This is a genomic window from Salinivibrio sp. IB872 (genome assembly GCF_001995345.1).
Lineage (GTDB): Bacteria > Pseudomonadota > Gammaproteobacteria > Enterobacterales > Vibrionaceae > Salinivibrio > Salinivibrio proteolyticus.
In genome coordinates, this window is sequence record NZ_MUFO01000057.1 from 1 (window position 1) to 14596 (window position 14596).

The 14596-nt window shown below is 48.7% G+C and carries 28 protein-coding genes; all 28 read left to right on the forward strand.

Going from position 1 to position 14596, the window contains the following annotated elements; translation table 11 throughout:
* Positions 1-517: 517 nt before the first annotated feature.
* A complete protein-coding gene (gene rpsJ, locus BZJ18_RS15530; protein WP_002541412.1) occupies positions 518-829 on the forward strand; it encodes a 30S ribosomal protein S10 in 312 nt (103 codons plus the stop codon).
* A 13-nt stretch (positions 830-842) separates the two neighbouring features.
* Positions 843-1472 carry a 50S ribosomal protein L3 gene (gene rplC / locus BZJ18_RS15535; protein WP_069590754.1) on the forward strand — a complete coding sequence of 210 codons (630 nt, stop codon included), beginning with the start codon at positions 843-845 and terminating at the stop codon, positions 1470-1472.
* Between the two features lie 16 nt (positions 1473-1488).
* Positions 1489-2091: a 50S ribosomal protein L4 gene (gene rplD / locus BZJ18_RS15540; RefSeq protein WP_069590755.1), complete on the forward strand. Its 603-nt coding sequence runs from the start codon at positions 1489-1491 to the stop codon at positions 2089-2091.
* The gene (gene rplW, locus BZJ18_RS15545; RefSeq protein ID WP_069590756.1) at positions 2088-2390 is read left to right on the forward strand and encodes a 50S ribosomal protein L23; all 303 of its coding nucleotides are present in this window, start codon (positions 2088-2090) and stop codon (positions 2388-2390) included. The genes rplD and rplW overlap by 4 nt, the downstream gene beginning before the upstream one ends.
* Positions 2391-2409: 19 nt before the next feature.
* Positions 2410-3234: a 50S ribosomal protein L2 gene (rplB, locus tag BZJ18_RS15550; protein ID WP_069590757.1), complete on the forward strand. Its 825-nt coding sequence runs from the start codon at positions 2410-2412 to the stop codon at positions 3232-3234.
* A gap of 20 nt (positions 3235-3254) precedes the next feature.
* Positions 3255-3533 carry a 30S ribosomal protein S19 gene (gene rpsS / locus BZJ18_RS15555; protein ID WP_021024467.1) on the forward strand — a complete coding sequence of 93 codons (279 nt, stop codon included), beginning with the start codon at positions 3255-3257 and terminating at the stop codon, positions 3531-3533.
* Positions 3534-3543: 10 nt separating this feature from the next.
* Positions 3544-3876: a 50S ribosomal protein L22 gene (gene rplV, locus BZJ18_RS15560; protein WP_069590759.1), complete on the forward strand. Its 333-nt coding sequence runs from the start codon at positions 3544-3546 to the stop codon at positions 3874-3876.
* A gap of 19 nt (positions 3877-3895) precedes the next feature.
* Entirely contained in the window at positions 3896-4585 is a 690-nt protein-coding gene (gene rpsC / locus BZJ18_RS15565; RefSeq protein WP_069590761.1) for a 30S ribosomal protein S3, read from the forward strand.
* Positions 4586-4596: 11 nt separating this feature from the next.
* Complete coding sequence (rplP, locus tag BZJ18_RS15570) at positions 4597-5007, forward strand: 50S ribosomal protein L16 (protein ID WP_069590764.1); 411 nt, start codon at positions 4597-4599, stop codon at positions 5005-5007.
* Entirely contained in the window at positions 5007-5198 is a 192-nt protein-coding gene (gene rpmC, locus BZJ18_RS15575; protein ID WP_069590766.1) for a 50S ribosomal protein L29, read from the forward strand. The genes rplP and rpmC overlap by 1 nt, the downstream gene beginning before the upstream one ends.
* Positions 5198-5452: a 30S ribosomal protein S17 gene (gene rpsQ, locus BZJ18_RS15580; RefSeq protein ID WP_069590768.1), complete on the forward strand. Its 255-nt coding sequence runs from the start codon at positions 5198-5200 to the stop codon at positions 5450-5452. Before rpmC ends, rpsQ begins: the two co-directional genes overlap by 1 nt.
* 160 nt (positions 5453-5612) lie before the next feature.
* Positions 5613-5984 carry a 50S ribosomal protein L14 gene (rplN, locus tag BZJ18_RS15585; protein WP_069590770.1) on the forward strand — a complete coding sequence of 124 codons (372 nt, stop codon included), beginning with the start codon at positions 5613-5615 and terminating at the stop codon, positions 5982-5984.
* 11 nt (positions 5985-5995) lie between these two features.
* A complete protein-coding gene (rplX, locus tag BZJ18_RS15590; protein WP_069590772.1) occupies positions 5996-6310 on the forward strand; it encodes a 50S ribosomal protein L24 in 315 nt (104 codons plus the stop codon).
* Positions 6311-6325: 15 nt separating this feature from the next.
* Positions 6326-6865: a 50S ribosomal protein L5 gene (gene rplE / locus BZJ18_RS15595; protein ID WP_077458125.1), complete on the forward strand. Its 540-nt coding sequence runs from the start codon at positions 6326-6328 to the stop codon at positions 6863-6865.
* A gap of 17 nt (positions 6866-6882) precedes the next feature.
* Entirely contained in the window at positions 6883-7188 is a 306-nt protein-coding gene (gene rpsN, locus BZJ18_RS15600; protein WP_069590785.1) for a 30S ribosomal protein S14, read from the forward strand.
* A gap of 23 nt (positions 7189-7211) precedes the next feature.
* Entirely contained in the window at positions 7212-7604 is a 393-nt protein-coding gene (rpsH, locus tag BZJ18_RS15605) for a 30S ribosomal protein S8 (RefSeq protein ID WP_077458127.1), read from the forward strand.
* Between the two features lie 13 nt (positions 7605-7617).
* Positions 7618-8151 (forward strand): 50S ribosomal protein L6, encoded by a 534-nt coding sequence (gene rplF, locus BZJ18_RS15610; RefSeq protein ID WP_077458129.1) that lies wholly within the window; start codon positions 7618-7620, stop codon positions 8149-8151.
* Positions 8152-8160: 9 nt separating this feature from the next.
* On the forward strand, positions 8161-8514 hold the full coding sequence (gene rplR / locus BZJ18_RS15615; protein ID WP_021024479.1) for a 50S ribosomal protein L18: 354 nt from the start codon (positions 8161-8163) through the stop codon (positions 8512-8514).
* A 12-nt stretch (positions 8515-8526) separates the two neighbouring features.
* Positions 8527-9024 (forward strand): 30S ribosomal protein S5, encoded by a 498-nt coding sequence (rpsE, locus tag BZJ18_RS15620; RefSeq protein ID WP_077458131.1) that lies wholly within the window; start codon positions 8527-8529, stop codon positions 9022-9024.
* Between the two features lie 6 nt (positions 9025-9030).
* Positions 9031-9210: a 50S ribosomal protein L30 gene (gene rpmD, locus BZJ18_RS15625; protein WP_069590791.1), complete on the forward strand. Its 180-nt coding sequence runs from the start codon at positions 9031-9033 to the stop codon at positions 9208-9210.
* Between the two features lie 4 nt (positions 9211-9214).
* Positions 9215-9649 (forward strand): 50S ribosomal protein L15, encoded by a 435-nt coding sequence (rplO, locus tag BZJ18_RS15630; protein WP_077458133.1) that lies wholly within the window; start codon positions 9215-9217, stop codon positions 9647-9649.
* 22 nt (positions 9650-9671) lie between these two features.
* A complete protein-coding gene (secY, locus tag BZJ18_RS15635; RefSeq protein ID WP_069590794.1) occupies positions 9672-10997 on the forward strand; it encodes a preprotein translocase subunit SecY in 1326 nt (441 codons plus the stop codon).
* A 27-nt stretch (positions 10998-11024) separates the two neighbouring features.
* Positions 11025-11138, forward strand: coding sequence for a 50S ribosomal protein L36 (rpmJ, locus tag BZJ18_RS15640; protein WP_000868186.1), 114 nt, complete (start codon positions 11025-11027; stop codon positions 11136-11138).
* Positions 11139-11284: 146 nt separating this feature from the next.
* Positions 11285-11641: a 30S ribosomal protein S13 gene (rpsM, locus tag BZJ18_RS15645; protein ID WP_077458135.1), complete on the forward strand. Its 357-nt coding sequence runs from the start codon at positions 11285-11287 to the stop codon at positions 11639-11641.
* 18 nt (positions 11642-11659) lie between these two features.
* Positions 11660-12049, forward strand: coding sequence for a 30S ribosomal protein S11 (rpsK, locus tag BZJ18_RS15650; protein ID WP_077458138.1), 390 nt, complete (start codon positions 11660-11662; stop codon positions 12047-12049).
* Between the two features lie 40 nt (positions 12050-12089).
* Entirely contained in the window at positions 12090-12710 is a 621-nt protein-coding gene (rpsD, locus tag BZJ18_RS15655; RefSeq protein WP_069590800.1) for a 30S ribosomal protein S4, read from the forward strand.
* A 23-nt stretch (positions 12711-12733) separates the two neighbouring features.
* Positions 12734-13723, forward strand: coding sequence for a DNA-directed RNA polymerase subunit alpha (locus BZJ18_RS15660; protein ID WP_069590802.1), 990 nt, complete (start codon positions 12734-12736; stop codon positions 13721-13723).
* A 35-nt stretch (positions 13724-13758) separates the two neighbouring features.
* Positions 13759-14145, forward strand: coding sequence for a 50S ribosomal protein L17 (gene rplQ, locus BZJ18_RS15665; protein ID WP_069590805.1), 387 nt, complete (start codon positions 13759-13761; stop codon positions 14143-14145).
* Positions 14146-14596 lie beyond the last annotated feature (451 nt).

Sequence of the window (14596 nt, forward strand, 5' to 3'; positions counted from 1 at the left end):
GAATAAACTCGAAGTCGATGGCACGGTCGATTTTACGAACAAGATGGTCTTTGGGAACAAGTTGTTCCATCGTCACCATTTCAAGTTCATATTGGTGTGGAGAAGGTTCTTGAAGCATACCGGAGCATCCCTATTGCGACACTCCTATTAGATCAAAGGTCTAGCTCGAAAGCTAGACCTTTGTCAGCAGTCTGACGCACCCCATGGGTGCGTTTTTGTTTGGGCTTATTTTTTAACCAAGACTTGCAATAGGGTGCGGCATCGGTATAATGCTGCGCACTGCTTAAGTCTTCGGACTTCCGACGCAGTTGTGAACCAATGAGCATCGAGGAATGGAACAGTAAACTGTTCGTTTAATGTATACTCCGCTTATGTTCGCAGTCATAATATAATGGCTGACAATGTGCCTAATTTTGGCACTACGGTTTCACATAAATTAATCGGCATTCCCTCGCTCTAGTGAGGCAGAATGGCGATATTGTTTGTGTAAAAATTTTTGAATTTGGAGCTCTGTCTCATGCAGAACCAACGTATCCGTATCCGCCTAAAGGCGTTCGATCATCGCTTGATCGATCAGTCTACCGCGGAAATCGTTGAAACCGCTAAGCGCACTGGCGCACAGGTTAAGGGTCCAATCCCTCTACCTACTCGTAAAGAGCGCTTCACCGTTCTTATTTCTCCGCACGTAAACAAAGACGCACGTGACCAGTACGAGATTCGTACTCACAAACGTCTGATCGACATCGTTGAGCCAACAGACAAGACTGTTGACGCTCTGATGCGTCTTGACCTTGCTGCGGGCGTTGATGTTCAAATCAGCCTGGGCTAAGGGGGAGTAGATAATGATTGGTCTAGTCGGTCGTAAAGTCGGTATGACTCGTATCTTCAACGAAGATGGCGTATCTATTCCGGTAACCGTAGTTGAAGTTGAAGCGAACCGTGTTGCTCAGGTGCGTAAGCCTGAAGTTGACGGTTATGCCGCAATTCAAGTTACTACAGGCGCGAAGAAAGCAAACCGTGTAAACAAGGCACAAGCTGGCCACTTTGCGAAAGCAGGTGTTGAAGCGGGCCGCGGTCTGTGGGAATTCCGTCTGGAAAATGGTGAAGAGTTCGAAGTTGGCGCTGAGCTAAACGTTGATCTATTCGCTGAAATCAAAAAAGTAGACGTTACTGGCACGTCAAAAGGTAAGGGCTTCCAAGGCGGCGTTAAGCGTTGGAACTTCCGTACTCAAGACATGAGCCACGGTAACTCTTTGTCTCACCGTGCTCCTGGTTCTATCGGTCAATGTCAGACTCCAGGTCGCGTATTCAAAGGCAAAAAAATGGCAGGTCACATGGGTGCTGAGCGTGTAACGACTCAAAACCTAGAGATCGTACGTGTTGACACTGAGCGCAATCTGCTTCTTATCAAAGGTGCAGTCCCAGGTGCTACAGGTGGCAACGTGATCGTTAAACCAGCCGTTAAAGCGTAACGTCGAGGAGATAGTAATGGAATTGGTAGTCAAAGGCGCCGACGCGCTAACTGTTTCCGAAACTACCTTCGGGCGTGAATTCAACGAAGCCCTGGTTCACCAGGTAGTCGTTGCATACGCAGCTGGTGCCCGTCAAGGTACTCGCGCTCAGAAAACTCGTTCAGACGTATCTGGTGGCGGTGCTAAGCCATGGCGTCAGAAGGGTACTGGTCGCGCCCGTGCAGGTACAATCCGCAGCCCAATCTGGCGCAGCGGTGGTGTCACTTTCGCAGCTCGTCCTCAGGACCACAGCCAGAAAGTTAACAAAAAGATGTACCGTGGTGCTCTGAAGAGCATTCTGTCAGAGCTAGTTCGTCAAGAGCGTTTGATCGTTGTTGATAACTTCTCTGTTGAAGCACCAAAAACTAAAGAGCTTGTCGCTAAGCTGAAAGAGCTTGAGCTGAACGACGCTCTGATCGTAACTGCAGAAGTTGATGAGAATCTGTTCCTTGCTGCACGTAACCTGTACAAGGTTGACGTACGCGATGCAGGTACCATCGACCCAGTTAGCTTGATCGCTTTCGACAAAGTCGTGATGACTGCTGAAGCAGTTAAACAAGTTGAGGAGATGCTGGCATGATCACTGAAGAGCGTATCCTAAAAGTTCTGCGTGCTCCGCACATCTCTGAAAAAGCAACTATGGCTGCTGAAAGCGCGAACACTATCGTGTTTAAAGTAGCTAAAGAAGCAACTAAGAAAGAGATCAAAGCGGCAGTTGAAAAACTGTTCGAAGTTGAAGTTAAGTCTGTTCGTACCCTGGTAGTTAAGGGTAAGACCAAACGTCAAGGTATGCGCGAAGGTCGCCGTAGCGATTGGAAAAAAGCGTACGTTATCTTGAAAGAAGGTCAGGACATCGACTTCGTTGGCGGCGCAGAGTAAGACGGAGGAGTAACAGCAAATGGCTATTATCAAATGTAAGCCGACTTCACCGGGTCGTCGTCACCTTGTTAAAGTGGTTAACCCAGATCTTTATAAGGGCAAGCCATACGCACCACTACTAGAGAAAAACTCTAAGTCTGGTGGTCGTAATAACAACGGTCGAATCACAGTGCGTCATATCGGTGGTGGTCACAAACATCATTACCGTGTAATTGACTTCAAACGTACTAAAGACGGTATCCCAGCGAAAGTTGAGCGTCTTGAATACGATCCAAACCGCAGTGCAAACATCGCGCTTGTACTTTATGCGGATGGTGAACGTCGTTACATCATTGCACCTAAAGGCCTAAAAGCCGGTGATCAGATCCAATCTGGTGCAGATGCAGCTATCAAGGTAGGTAACACCCTGCCAATGCGTAACATCCCAGTGGGTTCTACTATCCACAACATCGAGCTGAAACCTGGTAAAGGCGCTCAGCTTGCACGTTCTGCGGGTGCTTATGCTCAGATCGTTGCTCGTGACGGTGCATATGTCACACTCCGCCTGCGCAGCGGTGAAATGCGTAAAGTTCTTGCTGAAGGTCGTGCGACCCTAGGCGAAGTGGGTAATTCAGAGCACATGCTACGCGAACTGGGTAAAGCCGGTGCGTCACGCTGGAAAGGCGTACGTCCAAGCGTACGTGGTGTTGCAATGAACCCAGTTGACCACCCACACGGTGGTGGTGAAGGCCGTACCTCAGGTGGTCGTCACCCAGTATCACCTTGGGGTATGCCAACTAAAGGCTTCAAGACCCGTAAGAACAAACGTACCGACAAGTACATCGTACGTCGTCGTAACAAGTAATTATTATCAGAGGATAAGCCATGCCACGTTCTCTCAAGAAAGGTCCTTTTATTGACCTGCACTTGCTGAAGAAGGTAGAGAAAGCGGTGGAAAGCGGTGACAAGAAGCCTTTAAAGACTTGGTCCCGTCGTTCAATGATCATCCCACAGATGATCGGATTGACCATCGCTGTCCATAATGGTCGTCAGCATGTACCCGTTTTCGTTTCTGAAGAAATGATCGGTCACAAGCTGGGCGAGTTTGCACCAACACGTACTTATCGCGGCCACGCTGCTGATAAGAAAGCTAAGAAGCGTTAAGGGGTAAGAAATGGAAGCTATTGCTAAACATCGCTTTGCTCGTATCTCGCCTCAAAAAGCACGTTTGGTTGCGGATCAAGTGCGCGGTAAAGACGTAGCACAAGCACTAGAAATTCTGACTTTCAGCAACAAAAAAGCGGCTGATCTGGTTAAGAAAGTGTTGGAATCTGCTATTGCAAACGCCGAGCATAACGAAGGTGCGGATATCGACGATCTAAGCGTCGCCAAAGTCTTCGTTGATGAAGGCCCAATCATGAAGCGTATTATGCCTCGTGCAAAAGGCCGTGCCGATCGCATCTTGAAGCGTTCTAGCCACATCACTGTTGTTGTAGCAGACCGCTAAGAGACGAGGAGATAAAGCAATGGGTCAAAAAGTACATCCTAATGGTATTCGTCTAGGCATCGTAAAGCCTTGGAATTCCACTTGGTTTGCTAATAACCAAGATTTCGCTGACAACCTAGACGGCGACTTTAAGGTACGTCAGTTCTTGACTAACGAACTGAAAAAAGCGTCAGTATCTCGCATCGTTATCGAGCGCCCTGCCAAGAGCATCCGTGTGACCATTCACACTGCACGCCCTGGTGTGGTTATCGGTAAGAAAGGCGAAGACGTTGAGAAGCTACGCGCACATGTTGCGAAACTAGCCGGTGTACCAGCGCAAATCAACATCGCTGAAGTACGTAAGCCAGAGCTGGACGCACAACTTGTTGGCGACAGCATCGCTTCTCAGCTAGAGCGCCGTGTTATGTTCCGTCGTGCGATGAAGCGCGCGGTACAAAACGCAATGCGTCTAGGTGCCAAAGGTATCAAAGTAGAAGTAAGCGGCCGTCTAGGCGGTGCTGAAATTGCTCGTACCGAGTGGTACCGTGAAGGCCGTGTGCCACTGCACACACTTCGTGCTGACATTGATTACGCAACTTCTTCTGCTCACACCACTTACGGTGTTATCGGCATTAAAACCTGGATCTTCAAAGGTGAAGTTCTAGGCGGAATGGCTGAAGTGGAGCAAAAGGCTGACAAGCCGAAGAAGCAGCGTAAAGGCCGTAAGTAAGGAGTCTATCGATGCTTCAACCAAAACGTACTAAGTTCCGCAAGACTTTTAAAGGTCGTAACCGCGGTCTGGCGCACGGTACTGACGTAAGCTTCGGTACCTATGGCCTGAAAGCTGTTGGTCGCGGTCGTATCACTGCGCGTCAAATTGAGGCGGCTCGTCGTGCGATGACTCGTCACATTAAACGTCAGGGTCAAATCTGGATCCGTATCTTCCCAGACAAACCAATTACTGGTAAGCCGTTGGAAGTTCGTATGGGTAAGGGTAAAGGTTCAGTAGATTACTGGGTTGCCCAAATCCAACCAGGTAAAGTCCTGTACGAAATGGATGGTGTTCCTGAATCACTGGCTCGCGAAGCGTTTGAACTGGCTTCACGTAAGCTACCGATCAAAACCACTTTCGTAACTAAGGCGGTGATGTGATGAAAGCACAAGAACTACGTGAAAAGACTGTTGAGCAGCTGAACGAAGAGCTGATGGGTCTGCTGCGTGAGCAGTTTAACCTGCGCATGCAAGCGGCTACTGGCCAGCTTCAGCAAACTCACACTCTTAAAGCTGTTCGTCGCGATATCGCACGTGTTAAAACCGTATTGACTGAGAAGGCTAGCGCATAATGAGCGAGAACATCCGCACTCAGCAAGGTCGCGTTGTCAGCGACAAAGGCGATAAGACTATCGTTGTTGCTATCGAGCGTTTTGTGAAACACCCTATCTACGGTAAGTACATCAAGCGCACGACCAAGCTGCACGTTCACGATGAATCTAACGAGTGTAACCAAGGTGACACTGTAGAAGTTCGTGAGTGTCGTCCAATCTCTAAGACTAAGTCTTGGACATTGGTTCGCGTTGTTGAAAAAGCGCGCATCTAAGCGATTTTTCAAACAATATAAGTCAAACGGCTCTCATTTGGGGGGCCGTTTATTTTTTTATCTACCCATCCGGTCAAAATAGTGTTATTATTCGCCGCCCTTGTAATAAGGCAGCCCGACCCGAGATGGGTCTAGATGTAATAACAGCGGAGCACTAACAATGATCCAAATGCAAAGTATGCTGGACGCAGCCGATAACTCCGGCGCTCGCAGTGTAATGTGTATTAAGGTTCTGGGTGGCTCTCACCGTCGTTACGCCCATGTTGGCGACATCATCAAAGTTACCGTTAAGGAAGCAATTCCACGCGGTAAAGTGAAAAAAGGTGATGTGCTTAAGGCGGTGGTAGTTCGCACCCGTAAAGGCGTACGTCGTCCAGACGGCTCTGTCATTCGCTTCGACCGTAATGCTTGCGTGTTGTTGAACAACACGAACGAGCAACCAGTCGGCACACGTATCTTTGGCCCTGTGACACGCGAACTTCGTACTGAAAAGTTCATGAAGATTGTGTCTCTGGCGCCTGAAGTTCTGTAAGGAGCGATCTCATGGCAGCTAAAATCCGTCGTAACGACGAAGTTATCGTTCTTGTCGGTAAAGACAAAGGCAAGAAAGGTAAAGTATCTAAGGTTCTACCGACCGGTAAAGTTATCGTTGAAGGTATTAACCTCGTTAAGAAACACCAGAAGCCTGTACCGGCTCTGGGCGTTCAAGGTGGCATCGTAGAAAAAGAAGCCGCTATTGACGTTTCAAACGTGGCAATCTTTAACGCAGCAGCTGGTAAAGGTGACCGTGTAGGCTTCCGATTTGAAGACGGCAAAAAAGTACGTTTTTTCAAATCGACTGGCGAAACTATTAAGTAATTCTGGAGTAGTACAATGGCGAAACTGCATGATTACTACAAAGAGACCGTTGTAGCTGAGCTTTCTAAGCAATTTGGCTACAAGAGCATCATGCAAGTCCCAAGGATCGAAAAGATCACCCTTAATATGGGTGTGGGCGAAGCTCTGAACGACAAAAAACTGCTTGAAAATGCAGCTGCTGATATGACCGCTATCGCTGGTCAAAAGCCGCTGATCACCAAAGCACGTAAGTCAGTTGCAGGCTTTAAGATCCGTGAGGGCTACCCGATTGGTTGTAAAGTAACCCTACGTGGCGAGCGTATGTGGGACTTCTTTGAGCGTCTAATCGCAATCGCAGTTCCTCGTATCCGTGACTTCCGTGGTCTGAACCCGAAAGCGTTCGACGGTCGCGGTAACTACAGCATGGGCGTTCGCGAGCAAATCATCTTCCCTGAGATTGACTACGATAAAGTCGATCGTATCCGTGGTCTTGATATTACTATCACTACCACTGCAGGTACTGATGAGGAAGGTCGAGCTCTGCTGGCTGCCTTTAACTTCCCATTCCGTAAGTAAGGTGAAGGGTTACTGTTATGGCTAAAAAATCCATGAAAGCACGTGATGTAAAGCGTGCGAAGCTCGCAGCCCGTTACGCTGAAAAGCGTGATAACCTGCGTGCGATCATCAAGAATGTAAACACGTCAGACGAAGAGCGTTGGGACGCAGTCCTGAAGCTTCAGTCGCTACCACGTGATTCTGCGAAGTCTCGTCAGCGTAACCGCTGTAACCAGACTGGTCGTCCACATGGCTACCTACGCAAATTCGGCCTAAGCCGAATCAAGGTTCGTGAAGCTTGCATGAAAGGCGAGATTCCGGGTCTGCGTAAGGCAAGCTGGTAATTGAATCACGGGAGTAAAGACTTATGAGCATGCAAGATCCGATCTCGGATATGCTGACCCGCCTTCGCAACGGTCAGGCAGCAAAAAAAGTTGCTGTAAAAATGCCTTCGTCAAAGCTGAAAGTGGCAATTGCTGAGCTACTAAAAGCAGAAGGTTACGTGGCTGAGTACGCTGTAAGTGGCGAAGCTAAGCCTGAACTGGAAGTGACGTTGAAATACTTCGAATCTAAACCAGTTATCGAGCAAATCCAACGTGTTAGCCGTCCAGGTCTGCGCATCTACAAAAAGAAAGATGAGCTTCCTTCTGTGATGGGTGGCCTTGGTATTGCAGTTGTTTCAACTTCGAAAGGTTTGATGACCGATCGCGCAGCTCGCAAAGCGGGTCTGGGCGGTGAAATCATCTGCTACGTAGCGTAATAAGGAGTAGGAAATGTCTCGTGTTGCAAAAGCACCTGTCGTAGTTCCTGCCGGCGTAGAGGTGAAACTTAACGGTCAGGACATCACTGTAAAAGGAAGCAAAGGCGAACTAAGCCGTACGCTTCACGATATGGTGGCAGTAAACCAAGAAGACAACACCATTACCTTTGCACCAAGTGTAGAGCACGCTAAAGCATGGGCTCATGCTGGTACTGCTCGCGCACTGGTTAACAGCATGGTTGTTGGTGTGACAGAAGGCTTTACCAAGAAGCTAATCCTGAAGGGTGTTGGTTACCGTGCAACTGTTGCGGGTAACAAACTTAACCTGACACTTGGCTTCTCTCACCCAGTAGAACACGTTCTACCTGAGGGTATTAAGGCAGAGTGCCCAAGCCAAACTGAAATTGTTATCAGCGGTGCTGATAAACAAGCGGTTGGCCAGGTCGCTGCTGAAATCCGCGCATACCGCAAGCCAGAGCCTTACAAAGGCAAAGGCGTTCGTTACTCTGACGAAGTTGTGCGTACTAAAGAAGCTAAGAAGAAGTAAGGTAACACTATGGATAAGAAAGCATCTCGTATCCGTCGTGCGACCAAAGCACGACGCAAGATCGCGGAAATGGGTGCGACTCGCCTGGTGGTACACCGTACTCCACGTCATGTGTACGCACAGGTTATCGCTGGTAACGGCGCGGAAGTCATCGCCGCCGCTTCTACCGTAGAAAAAGCGATCCGTGAACAAGTTAAGAGCACCGGTAACAAAGACGCCGCAGCAGCAGTAGGTAAAATCATTGCTGAGCGTGCGAAGGAAAAAGGCATCGAAGCTGTTGCTTTTGACCGTTCCGGTTTCCAATACCACGGCCGTGTGGCTGCACTGGCAGATGCTGCCCGTGAAGCTGGTCTGAAATTCTAAGGTAGGTGGAAGATGGCTAACGATAAACAACAAAGTGATTTGCATGAAAAGCTGATCGCTGTAAACCGTGTATCTAAAACGGTTAAAGGTGGTCGCATCTTTACCTTCACCGCCCTGACTGTGGTTGGTGATGGTAACGGTCGCGTTGGTTTCGGTTACGGTAAAGCCCGTGAAGTACCAGCAGCGATTCAGAAATCAATGGAAAAAGCGCGCCGTAACATGATTACTGTTGCGTTGAATGAAGGTACTCTTCACCACGCTGTTAAAGGCCGCCACACTGGTTCTAAAGTGTACATGCAGCCAGCATCAGAAGGTACGGGTATCATCGCCGGTGGTGCGATGCGTGCTGTGCTTGAGGTTGCGGGCGTTCAAGACGTTCTGGCCAAAGCATACGGTTCTACCAACCCAATCAACATCGTTCGTGCAACGATCGATGGTCTGGGTGGTATGAAGTCTCCAGAGATGGTAGCTGCTAAGCGTGGCATGCCTGTTAACGAAATTCTGGGGTAATACGACATGGCTAAGACAATTAAAGTAACACAGACTCGTAGCGCTATCGGCCGTTTGCCGAAGCACAAAGCGACCCTGCGTGGCTTGGGCCTACGTCGCATCAACCACACTGTTGAGCTTGAAGATACTCCGTGCGTGCGCGGTATGATCAATCAAGTCAACTACATGGTTAAAGTGGAGGAGTAATCACATGCGTTTGAATACTCTATCTCCGGCTGCAGGCTCAAAGCCTTCTGCTAAGCGTGTAGGCCGTGGTATTGGTTCAGGTCTGGGTAAAACTGGTGGCCGTGGTCACAAAGGTCAGAAATCACGTTCAGGTGGTTCTGTACGCCCAGGTTTCGAAGGCGGTCAAATGCCTTTGAAACAGCGTCTGCCAAAATTTGGTTTTACATCGCGCAAGAGCCTAACTTCTGCTGAAGTTCGCCTAAGTGAACTAGCAAAAGTTGAAGGTGACGTGGTAAGCCTAGAGTCACTAAAAGCAGCGAACGTTGTTGCACAAGACACCCGTACGGCGAAAATCGTACTGTCTGGTGAAATCGCTCGCGCTGTGACTGTTAAAGGTGTTCGTGTCACTAAAGGCGCTAAAGCGGCAATCGAAGCTGCAGGCGGTAAAATCGAGGAATAATTAGCTCGAGGACGAGGTACAGATGGCAAAACAACCAGGACAAAACTTCAGTAGTGCAAAAGGCGGGATCGCGGAGCTGAAAAGCCGTCTACTTTTTGTAGCTATGGCATTATTGGTATTCCGTGCCGGCTCTTTTGTGCCAATTCCTGGTATTGACGCTGCTGTACTTGCCGATCTGTTCGAACAGCAACAAGGGACCATCATTGACTTGGTAAACATGTTCTCTGGTGGTGCCCTTGAGCGTGCTTCGATACTGGCACTGGGGATCATGCCGTACATCTCGGCATCGATCATTGTCCAGTTACTGTCAGTGGTTCACCCCGCGTTAGCGGAGTTGAAGAAAGAGGGCGAATCTGGCCGTCGTAAGATAAGCCAGTACACCCGCTACGGCACGCTTGTGTTGGCAACCTTCCAAGCAATTGGAATTGCGACCGGGTTACCAAGTATGATGCCAGGTCTGGTGATTAATCCAGGTCCTGCTTTTTACTTTACTGCGGTAGTCAGTTTGGTCACAGGCACCATGTTCCTGATGTGGTTGGGTGAACAAATTACCGAACGCGGTATTGGTAATGGTATCTCGTTGATTATTTTCACCGGGATTGTCGCAGGTCTGCCACCGGCAATTGGACAGACAATAGAGCAAGCGCGTCAAGGCGACATGTCTCCGCTTCTCTTGCTAGGTATTGCTGTTATCGCGTTGGCGGTAATCTACTTTGTGGTCTTCATGGAGCGTGGTCAACGTCGTATCGTCGTTAACTATGCGAAGCGCCAACAAGGTCGTCGTGTCTTTGCAGCGCAAAGCACGCACTTGCCACTGAAAATTAACATGGCAGGGGTTATCCCAGCGATCTTTGCATCAAGTATTATTTTGTTCCCTGGCACACTTGCTAACTGGTTTGGTAAGGGTGATCAGACAAGCTGGCTGACCGATGTGTCTTTGGCACTAAGTCCCGGCCAACCGGCTTACGTAATACTTTATGCGGCGGCGATTATCTTCTTCTGCTTTTTCTATACAGCGTTGGTGTTCAACCCACGTGAAACAGCAGATAACTTGAAGAAGTCAGGAGCGTTCGTACCTGGTATTCGCCCGGGTGAGCAGACTGCTAAATACATTGATAAAGTGATGACACGTTTGACCCTCGCGGGCGCCATGTACATTACCTTTATCTGTCTGATCCCCGAGTTCATGATGATTGCGTGGGATGTCCACTTCTACTTTGGTGGTACATCACTACTTATCGTAGTAGTCGTAATCATGGACTTTATGGCTCAAGTTCAGACTCATTTGATGTCTCAACAATATGAGTCCGTGTTGAAAAAAGCCAACCTTAAAGGCTATGGCCGCTAATAGGTTGTCTATTTACGGAGTTTAGCAATGAAAGTTCGTGCTTCCGTTAAGAAAATCTGCCGTAACTGTAAAGTGATCAAGCGTAACGGTGTCGTTCGCGTGATCTGCAGTGAGCCTAAGCACAAGCAGCGCCAAGGCTAATAGCAGAATATTTTTCTTGCAAAATGAGGTCAGGCTGGCTACATTAGCCAGCCCACCTTTTGTATGTGCAAAAGAAGTGGTTATGCCGCTGCGTATCCTCAACGGGCTCTGCAGCGGTTCTACTTGAAAAGTACTAGGAGTGAATAGTGGCCCGTATAGCAGGCATTAACATTCCTGATCAAAAGCACGCTGTAATCGCACTGACTGCGATTTACGGTGTCGGCAAAACTACCTCTCAGGCTATCCTAGCCGAAGTGGGTATTGCTGAAAGCACTAAGATCAGTGAACTATCAGAAGAGCAGATCGACCAGTTGCGTGACGGTGTAGCCAAGTACACTGTAGAAGGCGATCTACGTCGTGAAATTTCCATGAACATCAAGCGTCTTATGGACCTTGGCTGTTATCGCGGTTTGCGTCATCGTCGCAGCTTGCCACTTCGTGGCCAGCGTACGAAGACCAACGCACGTACCCGTAAGGGTCCGCGCAAACCGATCAAGAAATAATCGGGGTAGGTAAGTACTATGGCTAAACAACCAACTCGCGCACGTAAACGCGTACGCAAGCAAGTTGCTGATGGCGTTGCGCACATTCATGCGTCTTTCAACAACACAATCGTTACGATCACTGACCGTCAAGGCAACGCTCTAGCATGGGCTACTGCCGGTGGTTCAGGTTTCCGTGGTTCTCGTAAGTCGACCCCATATGCTGCACAGGTTGCTGCAGAGCGTTGTGGTGAGATGGCGAAAGAATACGGCCTGAAAAACCTCGAAGTGATGGTTAAAGGTCCAGGTCCAGGTCGCGAATCCACTATCCGTGCCCTGAACGCGGCGGGCTACCGCATCACTAACATTGTTGATGCGACTCCGATCCCGCACAACGGTTGTCGTCCACCTAAGAAACGCCGCGTTTAATCACGCTTAGTGCTGTTTCTTAGAATATTGGAGAAAGATCATGGCAAGATATTTGGGTCCTAAGCTGAAGCTTAGCCGTCGCGAAGGTACTGACTTGTTCCTTAAGTCAGGCGTACGCGCGATTGATACCAAGTGTAAAATTGATAACGTCCCAGGCGTTCACGGTCAGCGTCGCGGCCGTCTGTCTGACTATGGCGTTCAGCTTCGCGAGAAGCAAAAAGTACGTCGTATCTACGGCGTAATGGAAAAGCAGTTCCGTAACTACTACAAAGATGCTGCCCGTATTAAAGGTAATACAGGTGAAAACCTGCTTCAGCTTCTTGAAGGTCGCCTAGACAACGTAGTTTACCGCATGGGATTTGGTGCAACTCGCGCCGAAGCTCGCCAGCTGGTAAGCCACAAAGCGATCCTAGTTAACGGCAAAGTTGTTAACGTACCTTCTTTCAAGGTTTCGGCAAACGACGTTGTTAGCATTCGTGAGAAAGCTAAGAACCAAGCGCGCATCAAAGCAGCACTAGAAATCGCTGCACAGCGCGAGCTGCCAACTTGGATCGAAGTAGACAGCAAGAAGATGGAAGGCACATTCAAGCGCCTACCAGAGCGTTCTGATTTGTCTGCTGACATCAACGAACACCTGATCGTCGAGCTTTACTCTAAGTAAGGCTAAACTAAAGAGAGGACATAATGCAGGGTTCTGTAACAGAATTTCTTAAGCCGCGTCTGGTTGATATCGAACAAGTCAGCTCTACGCACGCAAAAGTAACTCTTGAACCTCTAGAGCGTGGCTTTGGCCATACTCTGGGGAATGCGCTACGTCGTATCCTACTTTCATCAATGCCAGGCTGTGCGGTGACGGAAGTTGAAATTGACGGCGTACTGCACGAGTACAGCACCAAAGAAGGGGTTCAGGAAGATATCCTGGAAATCCTACTTAACCTTAAAGGCCTAGCCGTTAAGGTTGAGGGTAAAGATGAAGTTATCCTTACTCTGACCAAGTCTGGTGCAGGCCCTGTTGTTGCAGGCGACATCACCCATGATGGTGGTGTTGAGATTGCGAACCCAGAACACGTTATCTGCCACCTGACTGATGCAAACGCTGAAATTAGCATGCGTATCAAGGTAGAACGTGGTCGTGGCTATGTACCAGCGTCTGCGCGCATTCACAGCGAAGACGACGAGCGTCCAATCGGCCGCTTGCTTGTTGATGCAACGTTCAGCCCAGTAGACCGTATTGCTTACAAAGTTGAAGCAGCACGTGTTGAACAGCGTACTGACCTCGACAAGCTTGTTATCGATATGGAAACTAACGGTACACTGGATCCTGAGGAAGCGATTCGCCGTGCAGCAACCATCCTAGCTGAACAGCTAGATGCGTTTGTTGACCTGCGAGACGTGCGCGTCCCTGAGGAGAAAGAAGAGAAGCCAGAGTTCGATCCGATCCTACTGCGTCCTGTAGACGATCTTGAACTAACTGTTCGCTCTGCCAACTGTTTGAAAGCAGAAGCGATTCACTATATCGGTGATCTGGTACAGCGTACTGAGGTTGAGCTTCTGAAAACGCCAAACCTTGGTAAGAAGTCTTTGACTGAAATTAAAGACGTGCTGGCTTCACGTGGTCTGTCTCTAGGCATGCGCCTAGAAAACTGGCCGCCAGCATCAATCGCTGAAGATTAATCAGATACTGATTATTTAGTTAGAAGGATTAGGTCATGCGCCATCGTAAGAGTGGTCGTCAACTCAATCGCAACAGCAGCCATCGTAAAGCGATGTTCAGCAACATGGCTAGCTCGCTGGTAACTCACGAAGTTATCAAAACAACTCTGCCTAAGGCAAAAGAGCTGCGTCGCGTCATTGAACCGTTGATTACCCTAGCTAAGAACGACAGTGTTGCTAACCGTCGTCTTGCATTCGCTCGTACTCGTAACGACGAAGTTGTAGCGAAGCTTTTCAATGAACTCGGCCCACGTTTTGCTTCACGTGCTGGCGGTTACACTCGCATTCTTAAATGCGGTGTTCGCTCAGGTGATAAAGCCCCTATGGCTTACATCGAGCTCGTTGATCGCCCAGAGCAAAAAGCTGAGGAAGCTGCAGAGTAATTCTTTACTCTTGCAGATAAGCTAGAAAAGCCAGGCCTAGTGCCTGGCTTTTTCTTTATCTATCAGGTCTTTCGTCAATCCTTTAGCGCAACCCATCCGCTTTTGTGCCTTCAACCAAGCTTAATATAGGTATTAAAAGCGTCATTTTAGCTGTTTTCGTTGGTTATTCGCGCAAAGTGCTCAAAAAGAGTACATTCGATAAAAAAGATGTGATTTAGTGTTGACGGGGGTCACAATTTCTATAAAATGCCGCCCTACTTAACGCCGACAACGCGTTAGGGGAGTCAAAAAGAGGTTTTGTTTTCGCCGGTTGGCATCAACAAAAAGATAAAATTTCTTCTTGACTTCATCGGCAAGGCGAGTAATATACGCAGCCCTGACCGAGCGAAGCAACGCTTCGCAAGTCAACGCTCTTTAACAATTTGACCTATGCAATCTGTGTGGGCACTCG

Coding starts and splice junctions, on each gene's coding strand:
- rpsJ (WP_002541412.1), top strand. CDS start 518: ATGCAGAACCAACGTATCCGTATCCGCCTAAAGGCGTTCGATCATCGC.
- rplC (WP_069590754.1), top strand. CDS start 843: ATGATTGGTCTAGTCGGTCGTAAAGTCGGTATGACTCGTATCTTCAAC.
- rplD (WP_069590755.1), top strand. CDS start 1,489: ATGGAATTGGTAGTCAAAGGCGCCGACGCGCTAACTGTTTCCGAAACT.
- rplW (WP_069590756.1), top strand. CDS start 2,088: ATGATCACTGAAGAGCGTATCCTAAAAGTTCTGCGTGCTCCGCACATC.
- rplB (WP_069590757.1), top strand. CDS start 2,410: ATGGCTATTATCAAATGTAAGCCGACTTCACCGGGTCGTCGTCACCTT.
- rpsS (WP_021024467.1), top strand. CDS start 3,255: ATGCCACGTTCTCTCAAGAAAGGTCCTTTTATTGACCTGCACTTGCTG.
- rplV (WP_069590759.1), top strand. CDS start 3,544: ATGGAAGCTATTGCTAAACATCGCTTTGCTCGTATCTCGCCTCAAAAA.
- rpsC (WP_069590761.1), top strand. CDS start 3,896: ATGGGTCAAAAAGTACATCCTAATGGTATTCGTCTAGGCATCGTAAAG.
- rplP (WP_069590764.1), top strand. CDS start 4,597: ATGCTTCAACCAAAACGTACTAAGTTCCGCAAGACTTTTAAAGGTCGT.
- rpmC (WP_069590766.1), top strand. CDS start 5,007: ATGAAAGCACAAGAACTACGTGAAAAGACTGTTGAGCAGCTGAACGAA.
- rpsQ (WP_069590768.1), top strand. CDS start 5,198: ATGAGCGAGAACATCCGCACTCAGCAAGGTCGCGTTGTCAGCGACAAA.
- rplN (WP_069590770.1), top strand. CDS start 5,613: ATGATCCAAATGCAAAGTATGCTGGACGCAGCCGATAACTCCGGCGCT.
- rplX (WP_069590772.1), top strand. CDS start 5,996: ATGGCAGCTAAAATCCGTCGTAACGACGAAGTTATCGTTCTTGTCGGT.
- rplE (WP_077458125.1), top strand. CDS start 6,326: ATGGCGAAACTGCATGATTACTACAAAGAGACCGTTGTAGCTGAGCTT.
- rpsN (WP_069590785.1), top strand. CDS start 6,883: ATGGCTAAAAAATCCATGAAAGCACGTGATGTAAAGCGTGCGAAGCTC.
- rpsH (WP_077458127.1), top strand. CDS start 7,212: ATGAGCATGCAAGATCCGATCTCGGATATGCTGACCCGCCTTCGCAAC.
- rplF (WP_077458129.1), top strand. CDS start 7,618: ATGTCTCGTGTTGCAAAAGCACCTGTCGTAGTTCCTGCCGGCGTAGAG.
- rplR (WP_021024479.1), top strand. CDS start 8,161: ATGGATAAGAAAGCATCTCGTATCCGTCGTGCGACCAAAGCACGACGC.
- rpsE (WP_077458131.1), top strand. CDS start 8,527: ATGGCTAACGATAAACAACAAAGTGATTTGCATGAAAAGCTGATCGCT.
- rpmD (WP_069590791.1), top strand. CDS start 9,031: ATGGCTAAGACAATTAAAGTAACACAGACTCGTAGCGCTATCGGCCGT.
- rplO (WP_077458133.1), top strand. CDS start 9,215: ATGCGTTTGAATACTCTATCTCCGGCTGCAGGCTCAAAGCCTTCTGCT.
- secY (WP_069590794.1), top strand. CDS start 9,672: ATGGCAAAACAACCAGGACAAAACTTCAGTAGTGCAAAAGGCGGGATC.
- rpmJ (WP_000868186.1), top strand. CDS start 11,025: ATGAAAGTTCGTGCTTCCGTTAAGAAAATCTGCCGTAACTGTAAAGTG.
- rpsK (WP_077458138.1), top strand. CDS start 11,660: ATGGCTAAACAACCAACTCGCGCACGTAAACGCGTACGCAAGCAAGTT.
- rpsD (WP_069590800.1), top strand. CDS start 12,090: ATGGCAAGATATTTGGGTCCTAAGCTGAAGCTTAGCCGTCGCGAAGGT.
- BZJ18_RS15660 (WP_069590802.1), top strand. CDS start 12,734: ATGCAGGGTTCTGTAACAGAATTTCTTAAGCCGCGTCTGGTTGATATC.
- rplQ (WP_069590805.1), top strand. CDS start 13,759: ATGCGCCATCGTAAGAGTGGTCGTCAACTCAATCGCAACAGCAGCCAT.